Origin of the sequence: Roseofilum sp. SBFL, from assembly GCF_017746885.1 — a bacterium.
In the GTDB taxonomy this organism is placed as follows: Bacteria; Cyanobacteriota; Cyanobacteriia; order Cyanobacteriales; family Desertifilaceae; genus Roseofilum.
The window spans coordinates 21154-45642 of the sequence record NZ_JAGHZH010000188.1; the positions used below are offsets into that span (position 1 = coordinate 21154).

Annotated in this window: 18 protein-coding genes; 8 read left to right on the top strand and 10 right to left on the bottom strand. The window is 46.4% G+C overall.

Annotation, left to right across the window (positions count from 1 at the left end):
* Positions 1-93 precede the first annotated feature (93 nt).
* Both J7545_RS21290 and J7545_RS21295 read right to left on the bottom strand, forming a co-directional pair.
* Positions 94-975, bottom strand: a complete 882-nt coding sequence (locus J7545_RS21290) for an ABC transporter permease (RefSeq protein ID WP_318699397.1) — start codon at positions 973-975, stop codon at positions 94-96.
* A gap of 3 nt (positions 976-978) precedes the next feature.
* Positions 979-1173, bottom strand: coding sequence for a heavy-metal-associated domain-containing protein (locus J7545_RS21295; protein WP_271945204.1), 195 nt, complete (start codon positions 1171-1173; stop codon positions 979-981).
* A 184-nt stretch (positions 1174-1357) separates the two neighbouring features.
* On the opposite strand from J7545_RS21295, the gene J7545_RS21300 reads away from it, so the two are divergent.
* Positions 1358-3271 (top strand): transketolase C-terminal domain-containing protein, encoded by a 1914-nt coding sequence (locus tag J7545_RS21300; protein ID WP_318699398.1) that lies wholly within the window; start codon positions 1358-1360, stop codon positions 3269-3271.
* A gap of 161 nt (positions 3272-3432) precedes the next feature.
* On the opposite strand, the gene J7545_RS21305 is transcribed toward J7545_RS21300, so the two are convergent.
* Complete coding sequence (locus J7545_RS21305) at positions 3433-5676, bottom strand: transglycosylase SLT domain-containing protein (protein WP_318699399.1); 2244 nt, start codon at positions 5674-5676, stop codon at positions 3433-3435.
* Positions 5677-6173: 497 nt separating this feature from the next.
* On the opposite strand from J7545_RS21305, the gene J7545_RS21310 reads away from it, so the two are divergent.
* The 3 genes from J7545_RS21310 (at position 6174) to J7545_RS21320 (ending at position 9484) form a co-directional block, all read left to right on the top strand.
* On the top strand, positions 6174-7649 hold the full coding sequence (locus tag J7545_RS21310; RefSeq protein WP_318699400.1) for a leucyl aminopeptidase: 1476 nt from the start codon (positions 6174-6176) through the stop codon (positions 7647-7649).
* A 63-nt stretch (positions 7650-7712) separates the two neighbouring features.
* Positions 7713-8816: an AAA family ATPase gene (locus J7545_RS21315; protein ID WP_318699401.1), complete on the top strand. Its 1104-nt coding sequence runs from the start codon at positions 7713-7715 to the stop codon at positions 8814-8816.
* An 11-nt stretch (positions 8817-8827) separates the two neighbouring features.
* Positions 8828-9484, top strand: coding sequence for a DUF3226 domain-containing protein (locus J7545_RS21320; RefSeq protein WP_318699402.1), 657 nt, complete (start codon positions 8828-8830; stop codon positions 9482-9484).
* A gap of 53 nt (positions 9485-9537) precedes the next feature.
* Here J7545_RS21320 and J7545_RS21325 read toward each other — a convergent pair whose 3' ends face one another.
* The 3 genes from J7545_RS21325 to J7545_RS21335 all read right to left on the bottom strand — a co-directional run bounded on the left by J7545_RS21325 (position 9538) and on the right by J7545_RS21335 (position 14865).
* Positions 9538-12735, bottom strand: a complete 3198-nt coding sequence (locus J7545_RS21325; RefSeq protein WP_318699403.1) for an efflux RND transporter permease subunit — start codon at positions 12733-12735, stop codon at positions 9538-9540.
* 121 nt (positions 12736-12856) lie between these two features.
* On the bottom strand, positions 12857-14359 hold the full coding sequence (locus J7545_RS21330) for an efflux RND transporter periplasmic adaptor subunit (RefSeq protein WP_318699404.1): 1503 nt from the start codon (positions 14357-14359) through the stop codon (positions 12857-12859).
* Positions 14360-14547: 188 nt separating this feature from the next.
* Positions 14548-14865: a nucleotidyltransferase family protein gene (locus J7545_RS21335; protein WP_318699405.1), complete on the bottom strand. Its 318-nt coding sequence runs from the start codon at positions 14863-14865 to the stop codon at positions 14548-14550.
* 106 nt (positions 14866-14971) lie between these two features.
* Between J7545_RS21335 and J7545_RS21340 the strand changes: the two genes are divergently transcribed.
* On the top strand, positions 14972-16042 hold the full coding sequence (locus tag J7545_RS21340; protein ID WP_318699406.1) for an ABC transporter permease: 1071 nt from the start codon (positions 14972-14974) through the stop codon (positions 16040-16042).
* 74 nt (positions 16043-16116) lie between these two features.
* On the opposite strand, the gene J7545_RS21345 is transcribed toward J7545_RS21340, so the two are convergent.
* Positions 16117-16860, bottom strand: a complete 744-nt coding sequence (locus J7545_RS21345) for a hypothetical protein (RefSeq protein ID WP_318720111.1) — start codon at positions 16858-16860, stop codon at positions 16117-16119.
* Between the two features lie 96 nt (positions 16861-16956).
* On the opposite strand from J7545_RS21345, the gene J7545_RS21350 reads away from it, so the two are divergent.
* Positions 16957-17292 carry a hypothetical protein gene (locus J7545_RS21350; RefSeq protein ID WP_318699408.1) on the top strand — a complete coding sequence of 112 codons (336 nt, stop codon included), beginning with the start codon at positions 16957-16959 and terminating at the stop codon, positions 17290-17292.
* Between the two features lie 70 nt (positions 17293-17362).
* Entirely contained in the window at positions 17363-20095 is a 2733-nt protein-coding gene (locus tag J7545_RS21355) for an efflux RND transporter permease subunit (RefSeq protein ID WP_318699409.1), read from the top strand.
* Positions 20096-20282: 187 nt separating this feature from the next.
* Here J7545_RS21355 and J7545_RS21360 read toward each other — a convergent pair whose 3' ends face one another.
* The 3 genes from J7545_RS21360 to gloA form a co-directional block, all read right to left on the bottom strand.
* Complete coding sequence (locus J7545_RS21360; protein WP_318699410.1) at positions 20283-20693, bottom strand: TM2 domain-containing protein; 411 nt, start codon at positions 20691-20693, stop codon at positions 20283-20285.
* 221 nt (positions 20694-20914) lie between these two features.
* Complete coding sequence (locus J7545_RS21365) at positions 20915-22621, bottom strand: DUF2079 domain-containing protein (protein WP_318699411.1); 1707 nt, start codon at positions 22619-22621, stop codon at positions 20915-20917.
* An 18-nt stretch (positions 22622-22639) separates the two neighbouring features.
* Positions 22640-23026 (bottom strand): lactoylglutathione lyase, encoded by a 387-nt coding sequence (gloA, locus tag J7545_RS21370; protein ID WP_318699412.1) that lies wholly within the window; start codon positions 23024-23026, stop codon positions 22640-22642.
* A 113-nt stretch (positions 23027-23139) separates the two neighbouring features.
* Between gloA and eno the strand changes: the two genes are divergently transcribed.
* Positions 23140-24432, top strand: coding sequence for a phosphopyruvate hydratase (gene eno / locus J7545_RS21375; RefSeq protein ID WP_413038589.1), 1293 nt, complete (start codon positions 23140-23142; stop codon positions 24430-24432).
* Positions 24433-24489 lie beyond the last annotated feature (57 nt).

Below are 24489 nucleotides of genomic sequence, written 5' to 3' on the forward strand. Positions count from 1 at the left end.
TTCAAATATTGCTTGAATTCGTCGATTTGAATTATATTAAGCTATTTTCTTGGCTTTATCCAAGAAAATAACTAATAATTAATTATTAATTATTCACGTCTGATTGCGTAATTTCGGGTTCACCCATTCATTCAAGCCTTCACCGACTAAGGATAACCCCACTACCATCAACGTCATCGCCATGCCTGGGAAAAGAGCAGTCCACCAAATGCCTGTGGGTAGAACTTCTAGAGCTAATCTGAGATCGTGTCCCCATTCTGGAATTTCTTCGGGTAACCCTAAACCGAGAAATCCTAAACCCCCTAATGTCATAATCGCATCGGCTCCATTGAGGGTAAATAATACGGGCACGCTTTGAATCACATTGAGAAATAAATAGCGGGTTAAAATGCGCCAAGTTGAGGCTCCCATGGCTTGTGCGGCTTCCACGTAGAGTTCCGTTTTGACGCTGATGGTGTGGTTGCGAACGACACGATAATATTGGGGGACATAGGCTATACTGAGGGCGATCGCCGCATTCAGAATTCCTCTCCCCACCACAAATGCCAACGTAATCGACAGCAATAAGCCCGGCAACGTATAAAGGGTATCCATGGCGAATAGCACGACGCGATCGAACTTACCGCCCTTATAACCACTCACCAACCCTAGAGGAACACCCACCATAATACTCAGGAGCGTGGCTAAAATCACCACTTTCCAAGCGGCTTGCGCTCCAAACAAGGTACGAGAAAATACATCATAGCCCAACCGGGTTGTACCAAACCAATATTGGGCAGAAGGCGGTGCTTGGGGCGGGTTCATCAGCGCTTCTGTAGGATCTTGCAACCATCCCCAAGCCTGGAAAGCTGGAGCAAATAAGGCAACAATCAAGAAAAAGAAGGTCACGATTATCCCGATCGCCATTAACCGCATAGACAGATTCGGCGATCGCCCCACCAACCGCGAAAACCATCCAGACTTAACAGAAGCCATAATTTACGCTACGGTATGGCCAGCCGCCGTAATTGCGCCATGGATCTCCTGCTCTGACGATCCTGTTTCCACCGTCACCGCTTTCGTTTCCAAGACAATATTCACTTGGGCGCTACTGTCTGTTTTGGCGATCGCCTTCTTCACCGTATCCACACAACCCTCACACACCATCGACGGAACCTTAAACTCCAACTTCATAACTCAACCCTTACATTACTCAACCCTAATATTGTGTCATCCCCCGTCCCAGCAAGCAATCTCCCCATTCCCTATTCCCCATCGCCCCATCCCCCTATCCCCCCATCCCCCTATCCCCCCATCCCCTTTCCTGGTACTCTAGTGTCCGACTGGCCCTTAATTCAATTCAACTAAAAAAATCCTTATGACCATTATCGCCGACAACTTCGCTATTGATATCAATAGCTACAAAGCCCTCACCCTCGATCCCAGCCAACCCCAACTCACCGACGAACAACGGGAAGCGCTCAAATACAACATTCAACTCTGTCGCGATACCCTCATCTTCTTCACCGCAACCGGTGCAGCCAGAGGTGTCGGCGGACACACAGGTGGTCCCTACGACACCGTACCCGAAGTCATGATTCTCGATGCCTTCTTCCGGGGAGCGCCTGATAAATTTGTCCCCATCTTCTTCGATGAAGCCGGACACCGCGTCGGAACCCAGTACCTCATGTCCGTCCTCAATGGAGACATGCCAGCAGAAAAACTGCTCCACTATCGCGAAGCCCATCACCACCTCCCCGGACACCCCGAACTCGGTTTAACTCCCGGTGTAAAATTTAGTTCTGGGCGTTTAGGTCATATGTGGCCCTACGTTAACGGAGTTGCCCTAGCAAACCCAGGTAAAACAGTCTTCTGTCTTGGTTCCGATGGTTCCCAGCAAGAAGGAAACGACGCAGAAGCTGCCCGGTTAGCCGTCGCCCAATACATCAATGTCAAACTGATTATTGATGATAATGATGTCACCATTGCCGGCAATCCATCTAAGTATTTACCGGGCTTTAACGTTGCCCAAACCCTTGCCGGTCATGGCGTAAAGATTCTCGAAGGCAACGGAGAAGACATTGATGATCTTTACAGTCGTCTCTGCGAAGCCATCAATACTCCTGGCCCCGTTGCAGTGATTAACAAGCGTCCCATGTGTCCTGGTATCGAAGGACTCGAAGGATCGAATCACGGTCATGATGTCATTTCCTTAAAATTGGCACTGCAATATTTAGAACAACGGGGTCATACCGCCGCAGTTGAATACCTCAAGGCTATTGAAAAACCTTCACAAAGCTATACTTTCCTCGGTTCGAGTGACAAAGTTGGCTCGAACCGGAATGTCTTTGGAGAATCTGTAGTGGCGATTCTCGGACGCATGAGTGAAGAAGAGCGCAAACAAAACGTTCTCTGTGTTGATAGCGACTTAGAAGGCTCCTGTGGCTTAAACAAAATCCATGCAGCTCATCCCGAAATTTTTGTCAGTGGCGGCATTATGGAGCGGGGTAACCTCTCGGCTGCGGCTGGCTTTGGCATGGAGAAAGGTAAGCAAGGAATTTTTGCTACCTTTAGCGCCTTTCTGGAGATGTGCATCTCCGAAATTACCATGGCTCGCCTCAATTATTCTAATCTGCTCTGTCATTTCTCCCACGCGGGAATTGATGACATGGCAGACAATACCTGTCACTTCGGCATCAATAATCTGTTTGCCGATAATGGGTTAGATGATGGCTATGAAACCAGGGTTTATTTCCCAGCCGATGCCGGACAAATGAAGGCTTGCGTGGAAGCTGTCTTCCCTCAACCCGGACTGCGGTTTATTTTCTCCACTCGTTCTAAAGTTCCTTTCTTACTCGATAGTGACGGTAAGGAACTCTATGGTGAAGGTTACACCTTTACCCCTGGCAAAGATGAAGTGATTCGCGAAGGAACTGCCGGTTATATTGTCAGCTTTGGGGATGGTCTCTATCGCGCTCTAGATGCGGTTGAACGGTTGAAGCAAGACGGCATTGATGTGGGTTTAATTAATAAATCAACTCTCAATGTAATCGATGAAGAGATGATGACCAAAGTGGGAAATGCTCCCTTTGTCTTGGTGGTTGAATCTTTTAACCGCAAAACGGGTTTAGGTAGCCGGTTTGGTTCCTGGTTACTGGAACGGGGATTAACACCGAAGTTTGCTTATTTGGGCGTGCATAAGGAAGGATGCGGTGGACTGTGGGAACAGTTCCCCTATCAAGGTATTGACCCCGTTGGCATTATGGATAAGGTTAAGGTGTTAGTCGGTTAATTCTGAGCGCCAATTGGCATAGAAACCGGGTTTCTGCAAGCAACCCGGTTTCTCGACACATCAATTGAGTTTATTTTTTCCGAAAGTTTTGAGAGTTGGTGAGCTACGCAACAAACGCCATGTAATCCCAAAGCGTTGTATCCAGTTAAAATATCCTTCACTTAGTTAATCTTTTCCATTTTTTGGATAATTTCTGGATTATACAAACGCAGATAATTCCAGTAATTTCCAAATACGGATTTGACATAGCCATAGGTTTCAGGAAAGGGTATTTTTTCGACAAATTCATCAGGATCGCGGAAACCGAAACGGTTAAGCCAATCGGCAACATTTCCCGGCCCGGCATTATAACTCGCTACAGCCAACAAGGAATTATTGCTATACTCGCTGTGGGTATAGTCTAAATACCAGGTTCCCAACTTTATATTATCATTCGGATTGTCCAACTGATAACTGGCTAGATTGATTTTACTGGCGATCCATTCCCCAGTTTCTGGCATCACTTGCATTAATCCGGTAGCGCCAACGACGGATTTAATTTGGGGCATAAATCGAGATTCTTGGCGAATTAGAGCTGTGACTAAAAGGGGATTGAGTTGCCGATCTTTTGACCAACTTTCAATGGATTCTAGATAAGGAAAAGGATAGAGTGATTGCCAATAGGCAAGTTGTTGACGGAGCATTTGATATTGTTTTTGCTCTTCAGGATCGTCCCGCCATGCCAGGCTATTGAGCATGAAGATTCCGTCTAAATAATCGCCGACTTGCAAGCGCAGAATGCCATCGGTAAACTGTTGGGCAACGGTGGGTTCCATGGTGTTGGTAAATTCGACTTGCCACAGCATCCAAGCCTCTCGATCTTGTCCCAGTTGATGAAGTTCTTTCAGGGTTTCGGAACCGGCGGGTAATAGGGGGCGAGGGATGCTATATTCTACGTCGGGTTCGAGATAGCGAACGCTGGTAAAGTCGCCCACATTCCATCCAAGCATGAGAGCCGATCGCCAGGCATAGTAGGATTCAGGGTAGCGCTGTAGCACATATTCAAAGGTAGCTTTGGCATCCCGCTCCCTGCCCAGTTTTTTCGCCCATTTCCCTACCCAAAAGGCGGCTTCGGGAGCGTACTCTGTCTCTGGGTTTTCTACGGTGATTTCCTGGGCAAGTCTCCAGGCTTGCAGTAAGTTACCCTTGTCGGCGGCATCTTCGGCTTGTTGCCATCTGAGTTTGGCGGCTTCTTCTGATTGACTATATTGGGTTAAAATCGACTGCCGCGCCTGTTTTGCAGATTGGGAACTTTTGAGCGCGTCTAAAACTTTGCCTTGTTCTACCAGAGCGGCGGCGGCTTTGTGGGGAAACCGATCAATGACAATATTCAGATACTCTTGTGCGGGTTGCAGATCGACTAACCGGGAAAGATGAATTAAGCCTTGGGCAGTTTCTCTCTCATTGGGATAACTACTATACAAGAGTTTATAGGCAGCGATCGCTTCTTGGGTTTTGCCTCCAAGGTGCAACCCTCTTGCCGCCCGATATCGGTTTTTGGGTGTGGGAGGCGCTTTGGCATAGGCTGCACCGGCTTTGCCATACTCAATTTTTTCCCAATAACCAAAGGCGATAATTTCCCAATCTTCAGGGGTAAGTTGGGCGCTGTGGGTTTGGGTGAGGCGATCTAGAAGTTCAGTATAGTCAGGTTTGTAGAGAGCATGTTTAGCCAGCAGGCGCAATAGGGGCAAGGAGTTGGGATTCGTCGCCAGTTGATTCGCCGCCATTTCTACGGTGCGGGGATGGGCAGGAAATTTGGCGATCGCCTCTTCCCACAGTTTAGGATTCGTTTTGCCTAACTCATAGAGGGCTTCAGCCGCCACAGGATGATTGGGATGGGTGGTTAAAATCTTTTGCCACGTCGCTGCGGCTTGCGTGGTTTCCCCTAATTGGGCATAGGCTTGGGCGCGTTGAGAAAGAATATGAGCGGCTAGGAGAGGATAACGGGTTTCTAAATTCTCTAAAGTGGCGATCGCCTCTTGGGGTTGATTTTGAGCCAACCGATCCATCGCCAATAGATAGCGAGCGCGAGGATGTTCTGGATGACTCGGTTGTTGGCTCATCGCTTCCAGATAGGGTTGGCGCTCAGTCGGCGAAAGTTTCACCAACTGGGCAATTTTGGATTGCTGTACTTGAGTCGGGTTAAGCTGAAACGTTGGTTTTTCAGACGGAACTTCGGGTAGCCAAGAGCTCACTTCATCAGCGATTTGGCGATCCAGATGGGTTTGATGGAGGATCGCCCCCCCAACAATTGCCCCTAGACTGACTCCGGCGATCGAGAAAATGAGAGGAAGATTAGATTTAGGGTTAGACATGATTGGGGTAGAAATAGCGATCGGGTTAGGAGACGAACGGAACCGGGGCATAGGTTTCAGCCAGCATAAAAGATTAGCTTTACGCTGTATATTCCCCGATCTTAATCGCAAATTTACATCCGTGCCGATCTTACACTCACACTAGAGCGATTAATGCTTACCCAGAGGATTGGTTATATAGCCTTTCTTTATTGCATGAAGTATAGCCCTCACCCCCAACGCTCGCTTTCACTGGAGAGAGGCTATTTCTAGAACTCATGGAAGAAGCAAGCCAACAAGCGATTGCTAACGAAATAACTCTAGAATTTCTAGAGTCATTTCTCGATCGTGAAAACCAACAGAATTGTAATTGACATCAAGATTGTAGTCAGCGCTTTGATATTCTCTGACTCTACGGCAAGGACAGCTTTTAGAGAAGCTAAAGCGATCGGCAAATGCGAATTATATGATTGCAATTTCTCCTGGTTAGGATAGTCTAAGGCATAGTCTAAGGCTCGCTACCCCACTATACTAAGTAAAAGGAAACGGTACACTTATTATCAATAACGATGGAATTCAAACCTACAGATACGCCACGGTTAGATTGGACGGGGGATGCGCTTGCCCTGGGCTTTTTTGAGGATGCGGTAGAACTGAGTGCGGATCTAGGACAACTGGATGAGAAGCTAGACGGCGCTCTGGCTGAGTTCATTGAAGATGCAGAGTTTAAGGGTAAAGACGGCAGTACAATATTTACTCGCTTAGGGAAAAAACACCCGATCCGCAAACTGATTTTGGTGGGCTTGGGGAAAGCGGAAAAGCTGAGTGTAGAAACTCTGCGTCAAGGAGGAGCATCGGCAGCTAAGTTGGCACAAAAGGAACGCTGCCAAAGTTTAGGTCTTAGTTTTCCCCTGTTGAATGACGATCGCCACTTAACTGCTCAGGCGATCGCCGAAGGAATTGAGTTAGGCTTACATCAGGATAATCGCTTTAAGTCGGAACCAGAGGAGAAACCCCCAGAGTTGCAAACGGTGGCGCTGTTGGGGTTAGGCGGTACGGAAGCTGCCCTAGAAAAAGCCACCATTATTTGTTCTGGGGTGATTTTAGCACGGGAATTGGTGGCGGCTCCCGCCAATGAGGTAACACCAATTACTTTAGCAGAAACAGCACAGGCGATCGCCTCCGAATATGGCTTAGAGCTGGAAATTTTAGGGCAAAAGGAATGTGAAGAACAGGGAATGGGAGCATTTTTGGGGGTTGCCCAAGCCTCCGATCTTCCCCCTCAATTTATCCATCTCACGTACAAACCCCAAGGTACACCGCGCCGCAAGTTAGCTATCGTCGGTAAAGGCTTAACCTTTGACTCGGGTGGCTTGAATATCAAAGCGGGTGCGGGGAGTAGCATCGAGATGATGAAAACCGACATGGGAGGTGCAGGAGCTACATTAGGCGCAGCCAAGGCGATCGCCCAATTAAAACCCGATGTTGAAGTTCATTTTATCTCAGCAGCGACTGAAAATATGATTAGCGGTCATGCCATGCATCCGGGGGATATTCTCAAAGCTTCCAATGGCAAAACCATTGAAGTCAATAATACAGATGCCGAAGGTCGTCTTACGTTAGCAGATGCCTTGGTGTTTGCCGAAAAACTGGGTGTGGAGGCGATCGTCGATCTCGCCACCTTAACCGGAGCTTGTGTTGTCGCTTTGGGCAATAAAATTGGTGGGTTATGGACAGCCGATGATACCCTAGCCGCCGACTTTATCAACAGCTCCGAACTTGCCGGAGAACAGTTTTGGCGGATGCCCTTAGAAGAGACCTATTTTGATAGCATGAAATCCGTCGTTGCTGATATGAAAAACGCCGGTTCAAGGGCAGGCGGTTCAATTTCTGCGGCCCTATTTTTGAAGCAGTTTATCAAGGAAACTCCTTGGATACATTTAGATATTGCCGGCCCCGTTTGGACAGATAAAGATTACCGCTACCATAGCGCGGGTGCAACCGGTTTCCCCGTTCGCTCCTTGGTGAATTGGGTTTTAAGTTAACCTGATGTTTAGGGGTTGGATGCGTCCAATCCCTAATTGGAGTGTATTTCCTCGGTTGATATCATGCTGAAATCGTTTTATATCAAGAATTTTAGAATATTTCGCGAACTGCAAATTAAATCCTTAAGTCGTGTCAATCTGATTGTTGGGAAAAATAATGTTGGCAAAAGTACGTTTTTAGAAGCAATCCGTATTTATGCCAGCAGAGTGTCTCAAGATGTACTTTTTGAATTGATAGATGGACGGCAAGAAAACTGGTTTAAAGAAAAGCCGCTAGACATGAAAAACTTAACCTTAGAAAATCTGCGTCACTTGTTTTTTAAACATCAATTACCAGAAATAGGTGAGGAAGGAATTTTGCTTTCAGAAGCACCTTACATAAAGGAATTCCATATTAAATTAATGCCATACCAAGTACAACAAGAACAAGGAGTTCTGAGAAAAGTTCCAGTTGATCTTGATTCCCTAAAATCTGATGGAGAAATTCCAGATGTTTTTTCTTCTATTGTTGTTCATGAGGAAGGTAAAAATCTTCGACTTATTGACCTGAAGGTTTTTGAAAACAAACTTTTCTCAATACCTCTAAAGGATAATACTGTTTCTTGTCAATCTATACCAATGAAGAAAAAACGAGATCATAGCATTGCTCAATTATGGGATGCAACTAGCTTAACCCCTTTAAAATCAGAAGTAATTTCCGGCTTGAATTTAATTGAGCCTAGAATTTCAGACATCTCCTTTGTACAGCCGAATGGAAATCAAAGTGGTTCTATACGAATTCCTTTGGTAAAACTTGAAGGAATTGATGAACCTTTACCCATGAAAACTTTGGGAGATGGGGTTAATCATTTATTGGAAATTTTACTTTGTCTTGTGAATAGCAAAAATGGATGCTTACTGATTGACGAATTAGAAAATGGGTTGCATTGGACAGTTCAGTCTAAAGTTTGGGAAGTTATTTTTCAGATTGCAGAAAAACTCAATATTCAAGTATTCGCCACAACTCACAGTTATGATTGCGTGAAAAGTTTTGGGAAAATTTGGAACCAGTATCCAGAGTCAGGATCGGTGTTTCGTCTAGAGTCTAAACAGGACAACATTAAAGCAACTGAATATACTTTAGAACAATTAATGGATTCTCTAGAATCAGAAATTTATATTCGTTAAGCAATACTCCTATGTCCGATCCTTGCAAACAAGATCTCAACTCTTCTGAAATCAAAAAAATCTTACTTGTAGAAGGCAATAATGATTGTCATATCGTGATGGCATTGTGTAAAAAACAGAGTGTTTCTAATAACTTTAGGATTCATGATTGTGAAGGTATTGATCTAGCCTTGAAAAATTTGAATTCCTTGATTATTCGCCCAGATACTCCAGAAGTGATAGGTACGGTTTTAGATGCGGATAAATCAATCATGACTCAGTGGAATCGTATACAGAAAAAGTTGCAAGATTATGATTACAATTTTCCTCAAAATCCGACGATAAATGGCACAATTATTCAAGGTTACGAAGATAAGCCTAAATTAGGGTTTTGGCTAATGCCAAATAATATTGATGAGGGTATTGTAGAAGATCTTTGTATTAAATTAGTTCCGCTAGATTGGAAGGATACCTTCCGATTTGCCCAAGAATGTGTTGCTGAAGCTAAAAATCGTAAATTGACAGACTTTAAAGACCAGCATTATCGTAAAGCGGAGCTTTGTACTTATTTAGCTTGGCGAGATGAACCCGGTTTTCCTCCAGGAAAAGCGATAGGCGCAAAAAAATTGAATGCTGACGCTGAGTTAGCCAAGCATTTTACAGATTGGTTAAAACAACTTTTTGGTTAAAGGAAAGTTAGTGTAGGGTGCGATCGCGAAACCGCAGGGCACCCTACTATGGCTTAATTGAATTGGCTCTTTTTCACTTCGGAAGAGAGTGCCAGGCGAGGTCGTTGAGAGGGTTTGCCTTGAACTAAACGCAATAACCAACGACTGAAACCATGAACATAGGTAAATAAGGTCGGCACAACCACCAAGGTTAATAACGTTGCTGTTGTCATACCGCCAATTACCGAGATAGCCATAGGCGATCGCATTTGAGCGCCTGCTCCTAACCCTAAAGCAATGGGGGTCATCCCAGCAATGGTCGAGAACGTCGTCATAAAAATGGGTCGCAGACGAGAGATCCCAGAAGCAATTAAGGCCGGTTTTAAGGAGATTCCTTGCTCGCGCATATTAGCCAAGGCACAATCGACCAACAGAATTGCATTTTTAGTCACCAATCCCATAAGCAGCACAATCCCAATTAGGGCATAGAATGCCAATTCTTTTTGGGTAATCATCAAAGCCAGTAAGGCTCCACCCACAGATAGGGGAAGAGCAACCATGATCGTAATGGGATAGAGAAAATTGTTATACAACAGAACTAAAATAGCGTATATTCCCAGAATTCCCAGGCCTAGAGCAGTGGCAAATCGAGAAAAAATATCGATCATAATCTCCACATCCCCAGAGGGTTGTTGCTGAACTTCGGGGGGCAAATTAGTTTCTAACCACTCATTAATCGGTTCCATGGCTTGCCCCAGGGAAATCCCTTGTAAATTGCCAGTTAGGGAAACTTGACGCAGGCGGTCAAAGCGGTCAATTTGGGAAGGACCGCTACCAATATGAATATCAGCCACTGCCATTAGAGGAACTACCCCCCCATTTTGACTGGGGACGCGCAAATTCCGCAGAGTTTCTATATCATTGCGCTCTTCAGTGCCAATTTGTATGCGAATGGGAATTTGGCGATCGGGGAGATTAAACTTAGCTAGGTTAGCATCATTATCACCAATCGTGGCTAAAGAGGCGGTACGGGCGATCGCCTCCACCGATACACCCAAATCTGCTGCCCGCTCTGGGTCTGGAGTAATCAACAACTCAGGTTTCACCAAGCTGGCACTAGAAGTAACCTCTACTAATCCTGAAATCCCACGCATAAAGCTCTCTAACTCATCTGCCGTACTCTTGAGCAATTCTGGAGTTTCACTGCTGAGAACCACGGAGATATCAGTTGCATTTCCAGCCGCTCCTGCCGCTTGGAAAGTCACCCGCGCTCCCGGAATTTCTACCAACTTCTGACGCATCTGTTGCTCAAACTCTTTCTGGGACATTCCCCGCACTTCTGGAGGTAAAAGATTCACAGTGATTAAGGCTTCATTAATGCCAGAGTCTCCTTCCCCTGCACTAGCTAGGGCACTTCTAAAGGCTGGGTGATCTTGGAGCATCTCGGTCGTTGTCTGCATCACCTGGTCCGTTAAACTCAAAGGAGAGCCAGGAGGCAACTTAATAGTTACCCGAGTTAAACCCCGGTCATATCCTCCAAATAATCCTGTGGGAATCAAGGGAATCAGTTGCATCGATCCAACAAAGAAAGCTACTGCAATCATTAAAGTAACGATGCGATGGGATAGGGCCCAGCCTAGGAGTCTGCGATAGGGATGAAATGTACGTTGACCCCAACGAAACCCTCGATGAGTTAATTCTGAATTCAGGTGATAGGAGGGTGTATCTGGGTTCTGTTCTTTGAGCAATGAAGTCTCTTCTACTTTTTTCCCTTTTAACAGATAAGCGGCCAACATAGGGGTCATAGTCGTCGCCACCAGAGTAGAAAACAAGGTGGCTACTGAAACCGTGATGCCAAAGGGTCGGAAAAATTCACCCGGAATCCCTCCCATAAAGGCCACTGGGACAAAGACTGCGACAATAGTGGCAGTTGTGGCTAAGACCGCTAAACCAATTTCATTGGCTGCATCTAAGGCGGCTTGGAAGGGTCGCTTACCCATCTGAATGTGCTGACTGATATTTTCAATCATACAGATGGCATCATCGACCAGGTTTCCCATCGCTAGAGCAAACCCCAGTAAGGTCATATCATTGAGGGTATACCCTAGAGAACGCAAAACGATAAAAGTGGGAATAATCGATAGAGGCAAGGCAAAGGCGGTAATCAGCGTACCCCGCCAATCTCTTAAAAATATGCCCACCGTAACCACAGTTAGGAGAGAGCCTACAACTAGGGCATCAATGGAGGCTTGATAGGAGAGGCGAATATAGTCGGCGTTGGTGAAGATCAGCTCCAGTTGAATATCTTCAGGCAGAGTTTCTTGCAGTTGGGCTACTTTTTTCTGCACTCCTTCTTCTACACTGACTAGGGTAGAGCCACTACTGCGCCACACGGAAAAGCCCACTACGGGGGTTTGCTGAACATCCGGATTATCTTTGATAGTTAAGCGGGAAACTTGACGGGGTTCAGCAAATCCATTGTTAACTTCTCCTAGGCTGGTGAGGGGGATATCCTCGCCATTGGGGAGAACAATACGATAGGTTTTGAGGGTCTCTAGGGTGGCAGCACTCCCTAGGGTGCGAATGCTTTTTTCTGTGCCTCCAGTTTGCGATCGCCCTCCAGGGAGGTTGATGTTAAAGTCGCGGATTTGCTGGTTGACTTCGCTGGCGGTAATTCCTAGGGCTTGCAGACGGGTGGGGTTGAGGTCGATGCGAATTTCTTCGTCAACTCCACCAATACGGTCTACTCTGGCGACACCAGGAACAGAGAGTAGGTCACGAGTGATGTCGCGATCTACCAGATCGCTCAGTTCTGCGACAGAGCGCTCGGGAGAGGTTACTGCATAACCGATCACCGATTGACCCATAAAATCGATTTTTTGAACAATAGGGTCTTCGATGTCTTGGGGTAGGGTTTGCCGAATTTGGGCGATCGCATTGCGAACGTCGTTGGTTGCTGTATCGCTGTTGGTTTCCAGCTCAAACATAATCGTGGTACTCGACTGACCATCGGTTACTGTTGAGCGAAGCTCATCGACTCCTTCTATAGAAGCTATGGCATCTTCGACTTTCTTGGTCACTTCGGTTTCCAGTTCTGTTGGCCCGGCTCCGGGTTGGACAATGGTCACAGAAACCAAGGGGAAATCAATATTGGGATTTTCATCAATACCCAATTGGGTAAAGGAAAACATGCCCACGATCGCTAAAATCAGGAAGACGACGAGGGTGGGAACCGGCTTGTGTATTGACCAGGAGGAGATTTTGAAAGACATTTTTGTTTAAAGGCAAGAGAGGGGAAAGGCAATAGGCAATAGGTGGAATAGGAAACAGGGTATGGGCAATAATCTTCCCTGGGTCTGGGTGTCCCCGCGTCCACCTGTCAGGAGCATCTCACTAATTGACAGTAGGATTCAGGGCACTGCTGTCTACGACACGGACGATATCACCTTCGCTGATAAATCCTGCACCGAGGACGACGATACGATCGCCTAAATTCAGACCTTGTTTAATTTCGACATTGGTAGAATCTCCCCCTAGGGGGGAACCCACTTCTACCGTGCGGGCGATCGCCCGATCGTTTTCATCAACTTGATAAATCAGGGCGCTACCATCAGCTTGGGGTTGAACCGCTTGCGCGGGAACCACCAGTCCTTGCAACGTTTGCGCGGTAATACTCGCTTGTAAAAACATCCCCGGTCGCAAGAGGGTAGAGGACGGAAGGTCAATCTTCACCGTTGCTTGGCGAGTATTAGCATCAACCAGGGGAGCCACTTCCCGAATCGTACCCTTGATATCGATCCGACTATCAGCATCCGAGGTTAAGGTAACTGGGGCCCCAATGTTCGCCTGACTCAGTTGGGTTTCAGGGATTTTCAGTTCTAATTCTAGAGCGCCTTGGTTGATAATCCGAAAGAGGGGGGTCTCTCGATTAGCCAAATCTCCCACCCGTGCGCTACGTTCGCTGACCCTACCACTCGATGGTGCGGTAACCTGGGTTTGGGCAAGATAGGTTTTCTGTTGTTCTACCCTCGCTTGTTGACTTTGCAGTTGGGCTAAAGCCGTATTTACATTCGCGGTCATACTGCCGATAGTGGCTTGGGCACTATTCACATTGGCGGTTGCACTACTGATTCTAGCTTCAGCGCTATTCAGATTTGCCTTAGCCACTTGCACCGCTTCCCGAGCATTCTTAGCCCTTGTGCGGCTTAAATCCACTTCTTGGGTGCTAATGGCTCCTTCTGCGGCAAGGGTTTCGGATCGCTGCAAATCCCGTTCTGTCTGTTCGAGTTCTGCTTGGGCTTGGGCTAAAGAGGCGATCGCCTGTTGCTTGCCCGCTTGAGCTTCTGCTTTCGCCGCCAATGCTCCCTGTAGAGCTGATTTGGCTTGTTCCACTGCCGCTTGCCGCTCTTGTACTACAGCGCGACTCGCTTCTACATCTGCCTGGACTTGGCGGATTTGGGTTTGCAAAACCGAATCATCTAATACCACCATCAATTGCCCTTTTTCTACCCAATCCCCTTCATCGACTAGCACTTGGCGGATTTGTAAATCCATCACTTCGGGCAGCACGGGTAACAGGTCATACGCATCTACTGTCCCAGTTGCCGTGAATGTGCTGGGTATTTTCGTTGATTCTACCGTGGCTAGAGTAACTGTTTGCACGGGATCGGCCGATTGAGAAGTGGTCACGGGTTGGACGGGGGTCGGTTCAGAGCGGTTGAGGGTATTGAAGGCATAAGTTGCCAACGCACCTACTGCTAGGCCAATACCTAAACCCAACAGCAACCCAGGCTTTTTACTCCCATTCTGAGGATCTATGCTTTCAGTCGTTTGAGTGTCTTGGGGTTCAGTTGGTTTGGGTGAATTGTCGATCTCACTGAGTGGCTGTTGACTCATGTATCCCTCCGATGTGGACGCTTTGGGTCTAGGCGTTAGCATTGCCTAGGGTCTAGTAATCTTTATCTCTTCTTTATAGTATTACGCATTGTAAAGCATGTGGGACAAACTCTATCTCACTCTCTCCTCAAGCATTTGATTAATTGTCGGTCTCAAGAGTGGAAGATCGTCATGCACCGTATCCCAACTCATAGATAACAGACCTCAGCTAATATCCGTTCGCCAATACGTGGTTTCAATCCAGTTTTCATCACCAAATCAACCTTCACCCCCAGATAATCCGTTAGCTTGTTTTCCAATTCACAAAACCCGATCAACCCCAAACGATAATCTGGTTCAAATTCCACCAACAAATCCAGATCACTCTGTGACGTTTGCTCACCCCGAACATAGGAACCAAACACTCCAAGTTGCCGAATTCCATACTCCGTCTTTAGATTGGGTAAGGTTTCATGTAATCGTTGCACCAGATCATTGAACACAGGTAATGAACTTTGATTATCCATCCTATTGGCTCCATCTATTTTTGATCGATACTTTACAGTTAATATAGCCATCCTCTTGGGTCAATCCATGGCACAATAGGAAATCCAGAGTTGAAGAGGTACAGCCGTGGATTGGTGGCAGAAACTGAGCAAAAATCCCCTTGCTCAGGTGGGAGCGGTGATTCTGATAATATTCTATATTGTGGCGATCGGTGCGGGTTTTTTTGCCCCTTACAGTCCCTATAGTTCCCAACTTGATGGCTCTCTTTTACCACCTACGCCTATTGAGTGGTTGAATGAGCAAGGACAATTTTCGCCACGTGTCTATCCGGTAACCCAGGGAGCTACAGATTTAGATACAGGCGATCGCCCCCTGATTATAGACCGGAGTCGTCCCTCACCTCTACGTCTGTTTGTCCAGGGAGATGACTATAAACTCTTGGGTATCATTCCCGCGAATCTCCATCTTTTTGGAACACAAGGAGAAGGACGGCTCAATCTCTTGGGCACAGATCGGCAAGCGAGAGACCAGTTCAGTCGTCTTCTCTGGGGCGGTCAAATTAGCCTCAGTATCGGTTTAGTGGGAATTTTGATTTCTTTTCCCCTAGGGATGCTCGTGGGCGGTATATCGGGTTATTTTGGCGGTTGGACAGATGCGATTTTGATGCGACTGGTGGAGGTGCTAATGACCATTCCCGGTATTTATCTATTGGTTGCCCTAGCTGCGGTGATTCCGCCCCAACTCACCAGCGCTCAACGGTTTCTCCTGATTGTCATTATTACTTCTTTTATCAGTTGGTCGGGATTGGCACGGGTGATTCGAGGTCAAGTCCTATCGATTAAAGAGCAACAATTTGTACAAGCGGCGAAGGCGATGGGAGCTAATCCGGTTTATATTATTGTTCGCCATGTCTTGCCCCAAACGGCGACCTATGTGATTATTTCCGCAACTCTGGCTATTCCTGGGTTTATTGTGGCTGAATCGGTTTTAAGTCTGATTGGCTTGGGGATTCAAGAACCCGATCCCTCTTGGGGAAATTTATTATCTGCGGGGACGAATGCCTCGATTTTAGTCTTGCAACCTTGGTTAGTTTGGCCTCCTGCGATCTTGATTATTTTAACAGTTCTCTCGTTTAATCTTTTGGGGGATGGGTTGCGCGATGCCCTCGATCCGAGGAGTTTACGGGAGTTTAATTAAGGGGGAATGGGGAATGGGGAATGGGGAATGGGGAAACCGGATTTCTAGTCGCCCCGATCGCCTCTAGGTATCTTTTAGGTATCTTTATAGAGTTGAATCGCAATCTGAGAGAGAATGGGCAATGATTTCAGCGATCCGTGAATGAGGTTCATGGCATTCAGGGGATGTTTGAGCATTTGTAGGGCGAGGGGAATGGGGGCAAGTTGACCTTGGGCATTTATGGCATCATTGAGATTAGGCAGGTCTTGATTGTGGCGATCGCCAATTACCCGCACCATTCCCACAGCAATGCCTGCGCTCTGTAAAGTTTTTAAAATCGCAAATCCTTCCATATCGACAACCGAAGCCTGGTAGGTTTGACCGAGGTTCTGTTTTTTAGTTGCTTGAGTAATAATATGACTGCTGGTTAAGCCAGTTACGGGTTGGGTATGGGGAGTGAGTCGATCGCTCAGAAATTGAGTTAAGGCGCGATCGCACTCTAGACTCTGTAGAGGTTGTTCTGGAGCTAAATTACAGCATTGTTGATACACAACCACATCACCCACTCGGTGTTGAGCAGATAAACTACCCGCTAATCCCAGGACAAGAAGAGTTGGGCGATCGGGTATAATTTCTGTAATCCACTGTTGTAAATACTTGCTGACGGGTTCACTTCCCATGGGAATGGGATAGACACTTGGCAACTGAGAGGATAAAGGCAAAGCACCCATACCTCGACGAACAGCATGATATTCAGCCCCTTGAGGGACTAAAATTACAGTCGGTGATGAGAATTTAGGGCTGGCGATCCGATCCAAGGTATCTATTCTCAGTTGCAACGGCGGAAATGGCGATCGATGGGGAACTTAGAGCATGTCCCAAACTTCGATACTGCCCAGCTATTTTAATTGATTGAGGATTCAAGGAAAAGAGTAATGATGGATTCATGGAAAAAGGGGTTAGCAACCCTGATCGGTTTAGGATGTTTAGGGATAACTCCCCTCACCAGAGCGCAGTCAACTCCAACCCCAACGCCTCATGTCTATCCCGAAGACGCAGTGAATGAGATTCTAAAGAACTGTCGTGAAGAAACTGAGACGTTTTTACCTCCCGATTTAATTGAACCCTTATGTGAATGCGTACTCACTGAGTTTCAAGCTCAATTCAGTCATGGTGACTATCAAAAGCTGATTGCTGAAGCGGAGAAAAAAAGAGAAGATCCTCCCCAATTCCTAGAAATTGGGCAACAGTGTGCCGTTCAATTATTTTAAGATAAGGTTTGAGTCTTTTTAATGTTAGCGTCCCCATGATTTGGGGATTTTTTATGGGCACTTCAGGGGTATGGCTGTGAATGAAGGGAAAGGAAGATCGTCAAAAGGGACAAAACGCCAGCAGAAATGGCGGGAGCGGTTAAATATTTCTCGCTGGGCGATCGCCACCCCCCGCATCACGCTGGGATTTTGGATCGCGGTAATGGTAGCGGGGATTTTTGCGTTTAGTTCCCTCAAGTATGCTCTTTTTCCGGATATTACGTTTCCGGTGGTAGTGGTTCATGCTTCTGCTCCCTTATCTACGCCTTTAGATATAGAAGCGGAACTAACGGAACCGATTGAAACTCAACTGCAAGATCTCCCCGGATTAAATCATAGCCGCTCTTTAGTTTATCCCGGACAAACGGTGGTAAATGGCATTTTTGAAGTCGGGGTGAATTTGGAGGCGATCGCGCCCCAATTGGAAACCGATTTAAACCAATTGTCCCTACCCCAGGACACAAAAGTTGAGGTCATTCCTCTCAATTTAAATGAGTCGAGCGTAATTAGTTATGCTATCCTCAGCCAAACCCTTTCTTTGGAAACGTTGCGTGAAGTCGCGGTATCCTCTTTTGTTCCGGAATTATCCGCTGTCGAGGGAGTATTACGGGTAGATATATGGGGAGATGGTTTAGATCGCAACCGGGAAACCCTACCCAATCCTCAATTAGAAGAGGTTTTGGCGACCCAACATCCCCCAACGTTAGTACGATTTAATGGGGAAAATGCTCTGGCGTTGAGTGTGGTAAAGCGCCGCAATGCGAATACGTTGGATGTGGTGAATCGCATTGAGGATGAAGTTGCCCAATTACAGGAGAATCACACAGATTTACAGTTAGTTTTAGCTGATACGGACGCAGAATATATTCAAGAAGCGACACAATCGACTATTGATGCGTTATTTTTGGCGATCGCCTTAGCGGTATTGGTGATTTTTGCCTTTCTCTGGAATATCCCTGCCACGCTGATCGCGGCTTTAGCCATTCCTATTTCCCTGTTAGCGACGTTTATTGTGATGGCAATTTATGGGTTTAATCTCGAAACGATTACCCTGTTGGCTTTAGCCTTGGTGATTGGGATTATTGTCGATGATGCGATTGTCGAGATTGAAAATATTGCTCGCCATGTAGAATTAGGAAAATCTCCGTTAAAAGCGGCGATCGCGGCTACGAATGAAATTGGTTTAACGGTAGCTGCCTCTACCCTTACCATTGTCGCCGTTTTCCTCCCGGTTGCCTTTATGGGAGGCACAGTTGGACAGTTTTTTAAACCCTTTGGCTTAACCATTTCCGCAGCCACGATCGCCTCTTTGTTCGTGGCTCGCACTCTCACGCCGATTTTAGCCGTAGATTGGCTCAAACGAGAAAAAACGTTTCAACAGAAGCCTGTTCGCCGATATGGGGTTTCTCGCGCCTATGGTCAGCTCTTGGGATGGTGTTTACACCATCGATGGATAGTTGTGAGTATTGCCCTCTTCAGTTTCATTGCTGGGATTGCCCTGATTCCTTTTATTCCCAAGGGTTTTATCCCCCAACTCGATCGCGGGGAGTTTAACATCGTCTATACCTCAGAACTGCCGAAATTTAGCGCTCCTCCCCCCACGGAAACATCCGAAGATCGGGGATCGTTCAGTTGGTTAGCGAGTCTTGTTCAATCTCCCGAACCGATTCTTTTACGCAAGTCTCGCAACGTTGCGGAAGAGTTGGAGGAAGTGGTGTTGAGTTTTCCGGATGTGGAAAGTGTCTATACCATCATGGGGTTGCGGGGAGAAGCAAATAAGGGAAAGATGCGGGTGATGTTGAAGGGCGATCGCCAGTTAAGCACGTTAGAAATGCAGCAACACCTACGGGAAGAACTCCCAAAAATCCCTAGAGTCACCCTCAGCGTGGAAGATATCCAATTTGTAGATACGGTAGATCAAAAGCCCGTGCAAGTGATGTTAGCAGGAGAGGATTTAGTTGAGCTAAATCAAGCCGCGCAAAGATTTCAAGAGCGTTTAGCGCAACTGGCTGGATTAGCCGATTTAGAGGTTACCGAAACTGGAGTCCGTCAATCGGGAGATATTCCTGAGCGCATCGATCGCTACCAGGGAGAGCGGGTGACGATCTTCAGTGCCAATTTAACGGATGGAGCGGCGATCGGCAATATTAGCGATGAAATCATCGAAATTGCTGATACTATACTCCCAGAAAATATCCGCCTCATTATTGGTGGAGAAGGGGCATCCAGTAGCGAAGTATTGGGCAGTTTTGGCACAACTTTAACGTTTTCAATTCTTTCCATGCTCTTGCTCCTTTGGCTCTTATTTGGTCGTCTAGAAGAACCCATTGTTGTCGGTTTATGTCTCCCTTTATCCATTGTCGGAGCGATGTTAGCCTTACTCATTACCCAAAGTGATTTTGGTATGATTTCCCTCTTGGGCTTAATCTTTCTTCTGGGACTTTTAGATAAAAATGCTCTGCTTTTAATGGACTATGCCAACCAATTGCGCCAGAAAGGAATCGATCGCTATACAGCTTTATTAGAAACCGGAAAAGTGCGCCTCAGACCGATTTTAATGACGACTGGCTCGACTTTGTTAGGAATGCTCCCCATTGCCCTTGGATTTGGCGCAGGCGCAGAATTACGCCAACCCATGGCAGTTGCAATTATGGGGGGATTAATTACGTCTACTTTATTAAGTTTAATTGTTGTCCCCGTTTTGTATACGTTACTCGAAGATGCTTGGAAATGGATGATTCAGAAATTAACACTTAACACTTAACAAATATTACTGTAGTTTGAGCCAATCCCAATCTCCTAAATATTGGAAATTAATCAAAGCCGTCGCCTCCAAAATCATTGTAAACCCACATGAGCATAGCCTTCATGATCGCAAATTTGGCGGCGACTGCTACAAAGATAGCGCAAAGCTAAAGGGAGATCGCTTCCTCACCCTTAATCGGTGAAGTTTAAACAGTTTTGTAGATCACGGCTCCGTCGTGGGGGCGGTTTTCGACGGAGATGAGTCCGTTTTTGGCAAAGCGATTAAGGGCTTCTTGAACTTCTTCTATATCGGCTCCAGTTTCCATGATGCAATCACTGAGGGTCGCGCCTCGGTATTCTTTGCAAACTTTGAGGAGGCGTTGTTGGAGTTTGCGGCTGGGTAGTCCGGCTTTGCGACCGTTGAAGCGCTGATCGAAGTCTTCATCAGAGGTTAGCAAAAGACCGATAAAGTCAAAGATAGAGAGGAGACCTGGAATGATAGTCCAGCAGAAGAAGAGGTAGAGAACTGCCATGAAGGTTTGGCCCAGGTAAAACTTGTGGGCACCAAACCAGCCAAAAAAGAAGGCGAGGACAATAGCAACAACTTTGTTACGCATAAGAAAGTACCACCCTATGCTTACAGTGCCAAGTTAACAGATCATCCCTACCATGGACAACTGTAAAATTAAAAACTTTACATTAAGATGATGTGGAAAGTATATGAGGACACTTAGATTGATTCAAATCCTAAAGCCGCCCTCACCAACCGTAAATCCAGGCGATCGCACTTTACAATCTGAGTGCTATTGCCTATTCCCTGACTTCTGCAAGAACTCCATTAACCTCGCTCTTGATTTAAAACGGGTTGAATGGATTGTTCATACGCTTGCCATTGCTGCAATTTTTCCGGCACAGAATTCACGTTTTTTTCCATTAAAACCACTCCATTGATAAATTCGGTAATCCCATACTGGGAGGTAGTGAGCAGATGATTAATTAAACCCACATGGATGTTCAGGGATTCTCTATCCTCACCAAATGCCGGTTGATAGCGCACTAAACGCCATAAATCAACCACCACATAATCCACGGTTTCTACTTGCCCATTATCATCTTTAATAAATACGAAGGGGGAACGAATAATTTCGCGGCGACTGGACAGATGGGGAATGATATAGGTGGTTGCCGCAACACTGGCATCTTCGGGAATTCGACCGATAATATTATGGATTTCCTGACTTCTTTGCCATTGTTGTAGGGGAGAGACATAAACCCATGGCTCTACAGAATCGGGCACAATAAAGTATAAGGTGCGATTGGGATTAGCGGCGATCGCCAAAAAAATAGAAATACTCAGACATATTGCCCACACCCGTTTCGAGACACGACTCAGAGCGCGAGGTTGACGGGGCTTATTCGGCTGAAAAAAGTTATTGAACCCTTCCCCAGACCACCATAAAATAGCCCCATAACAGAGTCCCGGAACCACCGCTATGGCATAACGCACATTAACTGACAGCAGTGAAGTTGTCTGACCTGAGAATAATTTGAGCAAGGGAAAACCCGTAATGATCCAGGCAGTCGGTGCGACGACAGGGACAAAGGCAAACGGCAACCATTGAGCAATAATATACCTGAGAGTGAGCGAAAATGGGGTGATTAATTCGATCGCCAATTTTCCAGGACTCATTAACATCCCCTTAATAATATCCAGGGTTGATGCTTCCTGGGCATCTGTATATTGCCCAAACTGCTCCAACATAAAACGCTTGGAAATATCATCGGAAAATAGGGGCATGATTAGATTAGTTAAAGCTAAAATATACCCAAAACTCAGCACGCAAACCATTGCCCCAATCCGAGGAAACCTGCGGCTCACAATCATGTACATGCCCACCCCAAACAGCGCAATACCCGTATCCTCACGAATCGCTAAAATCAAAGGACACATGAGCGCAAACAGCCACCACCACCGTTTTTCCATCGCCAGTAGCAGTGTAAACATAAATAAGGGTAACTGAAAATTATCGTGAAAATTACATAAGGTCGGACCAATTACCGCATGGGCCCCATAATAGCTACAAGTAATCCAGCAAGCCGGAATCGGTTCGAGATATTGCCGGGCTAGCACGTATAGCACCATGCCTGCCGCAGAAATCACAGTCACCAATAATACGGATAAGGTTGCAGCTTGGGGAAACCAGGAATAGAGCGGCAACCACAGGAGCAAAGCTGGGGTAAAATGCTGTCCCAAACGATGATAACTGACATCAGGCACTTCTCCAGCGTGAACCACATTGGTCGAGAGCTGCGAAGACAGGCTACTTTGGAAGAAATTCCCTTGAGTGCCATTCCACATCACCTGATTAAAAATGCCCTGATCGTAGGACGAATAAAAGGTGAAATGGCGATGCAAGACCAACGCCATACAGACCGTAAAAAAAAATCCCCCCACCATTAGCAGGGGTTTCCATTCATGCAGTTGAAGGGGAGTTGTACCCTTACTTTGCTCTTTGATGTCCGCTTGCGGAAAATTGGTAGTCATGCCGTCATGCTGGTCTACTTAAGACTTCGTTTGAATCAGTTCTACTTTATAGCCATTGGGGTCTTCTACAAAAGCAATTACTGTAGATCCATGCTTCATCGGCCCGGGTTCGCGCACCACCTTACCGCCTTTATCCTTAATTTGGTCGCAGGTTTGATAGATATCTTCTACTCCTAGGGCAATGTGACCGTAGGCATCTCCGAGATCGTACTGGTCTTGACCCCAGTTATAGGTGAGTTCTAGAACCGTATGATCGGATTCTTCCCCATATCCGACAAACGCCAAGGTAAACTCTCCACCTGGATAGTCCTTTTGACGCAGCCGTTTCATCCCTAAAATGTCGCAATAAAACTTTAGAGACTCTTCTAAGTTTTTCACTCGTAACATGGTGTGTAGAAATCGCATGGTTTAATCTCCGAGTTTCAATCCCAAATACTTTCCAAAATTCAAGGCAAATGGAAGATCCATGGCGTATTCTAACAGACGTTCCCTAGACACAATAAGGACAACATAAGATTATGCCTGAACTCGATAGTGCGATCGCCGAAATCAACGCCCGCGAGATTCTCGACTCTAGAGGTCGCCCCACGGTAGAGGCTCAAGTCTATTTAGCTAATGGTGCCATGGGTTTAGCCCAAGTCCCTAGTGGCGCATCAACTGGGACGTTTGAAGCCCATGAACTCCGAGATGATGACCCTGAGCGTTATGGGGGTAAAGGAGTCTTAACCGCAGTTCGCAATGTCCAAGAAAAAATTGCTCCAGTACTCATTGGAATAGATGCTCTCAATCAACGGTTGGTTGACCATCTGATGATTGACCGAGATGGCTCTAGTAATAAGAAAGAATTGGGCGCAAATGCTATTCTCTCCGTTTCTCTAGCAACCGCCAAAGCCGCCGCAGAAACCCTAGGATTGCCCTTATACCGCTATTTGGGCGGCCCTTCCGCCAATGTGCTTCCTGTGCCGATGATGAATGTGATCAATGGTGGGGCCCATGCAGATAATAATGTAGATTTCCAAGAGTTCATGATTGTCCCCCATGGCGCGCCAACGTTTAAGGAGGCTCTACGCTGGGGTGCAGAAGTGTTTGCTTCGTTGAGCAAGGTCCTCAAAGACAACAACTTACTCACGGGAGTAGGAGATGAAGGGGGATATGCTCCCAACTTAGAGTCGAACCAGGCAGCCCTAGATATTCTCATGGATGCCATTAATAAGGCGGGATATGAACCTGGAAAGCAAGTTTCTTTAGCCTTAGACCTGGCAGCGAGCGAATTCTATGATAATGGCAATTATGTTTATGATGGGTCTTCCCACTCGGCTGAAGAATTTGTGGGTTATCTGGGCAGTTTAATCGATCGCTATCCCATTGTTTCGATGGAAGATGCTCTCTTTGAAGATGATTGGGATAATTGGAAACTGGCAACGGAGAAATTAGGCGATCGCATTCAGCTCGTTGGTGATGATTTATTTGTCACTAATCCTAGTCGTTTGCAGCAAGGGATCGATCGCTCTGTTGCCAATGCTATTTTGATTAAACTCAATCAGATTGGTTCTTTGACCGAAACCATGGATACCATTGCTCTCGGAGCTAGATCGAGCTATCGCTCCGTTATCAGTCACCGTTCTGGAGAAACGGAAGATACAACCATTGCCGATCTATCCGTTGCCACGAACGCAGGACAAATTAAAACGGGTTCCCTCTCCCGCAGCGAACGAATTGCCAAGTATAATCGCTTATTACGCATTGAAGATGAATTAGGTGAAATGGCAGTTTATGCCGGAACCGTTGGTTTAGGCCCCAAGATTAGTTAGGGAAATGGGGAATGGGGAAACACTCCAGACATGGGGAGGAAGATTCCCTGTTCCCTA

What these genes read in the sequence shown, in the direction of transcription:
- J7545_RS21355 (WP_318699409.1), top strand. Translation starts at nt 17,363, where the DNA reads ATGGCTGTGAATGAAGGGAAAGGAAGATCGTCAAAAGGGACAAAACGC.
- J7545_RS21325 (WP_318699403.1), bottom strand. Translation starts at nt 12,735, where the DNA reads ATGTCTTTCAAAATCTCCTCCTGGTCAATACACAAGCCGGTTCCCACC.
- J7545_RS21335 (WP_318699405.1), bottom strand. Translation starts at nt 14,865, where the DNA reads ATGGATAATCAAAGTTCATTACCTGTGTTCAATGATCTGGTGCAACGA.
- J7545_RS21305 (WP_318699399.1), bottom strand. Translation starts at nt 5,676, where the DNA reads ATGCCCCGGTTCCGTTCGTCTCCTAACCCGATCGCTATTTCTACCCCA.
- J7545_RS21350 (WP_318699408.1), top strand. Translation starts at nt 16,957, where the DNA reads ATGATGGATTCATGGAAAAAGGGGTTAGCAACCCTGATCGGTTTAGGA.
- J7545_RS21295 (WP_271945204.1), bottom strand. Translation starts at nt 1,173, where the DNA reads ATGAAGTTGGAGTTTAAGGTTCCGTCGATGGTGTGTGAGGGTTGTGTG.
- J7545_RS21300 (WP_318699398.1), top strand. Translation starts at nt 1,358, where the DNA reads ATGACCATTATCGCCGACAACTTCGCTATTGATATCAATAGCTACAAA.
- J7545_RS21320 (WP_318699402.1), top strand. Translation starts at nt 8,828, where the DNA reads ATGTCCGATCCTTGCAAACAAGATCTCAACTCTTCTGAAATCAAAAAA.
- J7545_RS21310 (WP_318699400.1), top strand. Translation starts at nt 6,174, where the DNA reads ATGGAATTCAAACCTACAGATACGCCACGGTTAGATTGGACGGGGGAT.
- J7545_RS21365 (WP_318699411.1), bottom strand. Translation starts at nt 22,621, where the DNA reads ATGACTACCAATTTTCCGCAAGCGGACATCAAAGAGCAAAGTAAGGGT.
- J7545_RS21290 (WP_318699397.1), bottom strand. Translation starts at nt 975, where the DNA reads ATGGCTTCTGTTAAGTCTGGATGGTTTTCGCGGTTGGTGGGGCGATCG.
- eno (WP_413038589.1), top strand. Translation starts at nt 23,140, where the DNA reads ATGCCTGAACTCGATAGTGCGATCGCCGAAATCAACGCCCGCGAGATT.
- J7545_RS21315 (WP_318699401.1), top strand. Translation starts at nt 7,713, where the DNA reads ATGCTGAAATCGTTTTATATCAAGAATTTTAGAATATTTCGCGAACTG.
- gloA (WP_318699412.1), bottom strand. Translation starts at nt 23,026, where the DNA reads ATGCGATTTCTACACACCATGTTACGAGTGAAAAACTTAGAAGAGTCT.
- J7545_RS21360 (WP_318699410.1), bottom strand. Translation starts at nt 20,693, where the DNA reads ATGCGTAACAAAGTTGTTGCTATTGTCCTCGCCTTCTTTTTTGGCTGG.
- J7545_RS21330 (WP_318699404.1), bottom strand. Translation starts at nt 14,359, where the DNA reads ATGAGTCAACAGCCACTCAGTGAGATCGACAATTCACCCAAACCAACT.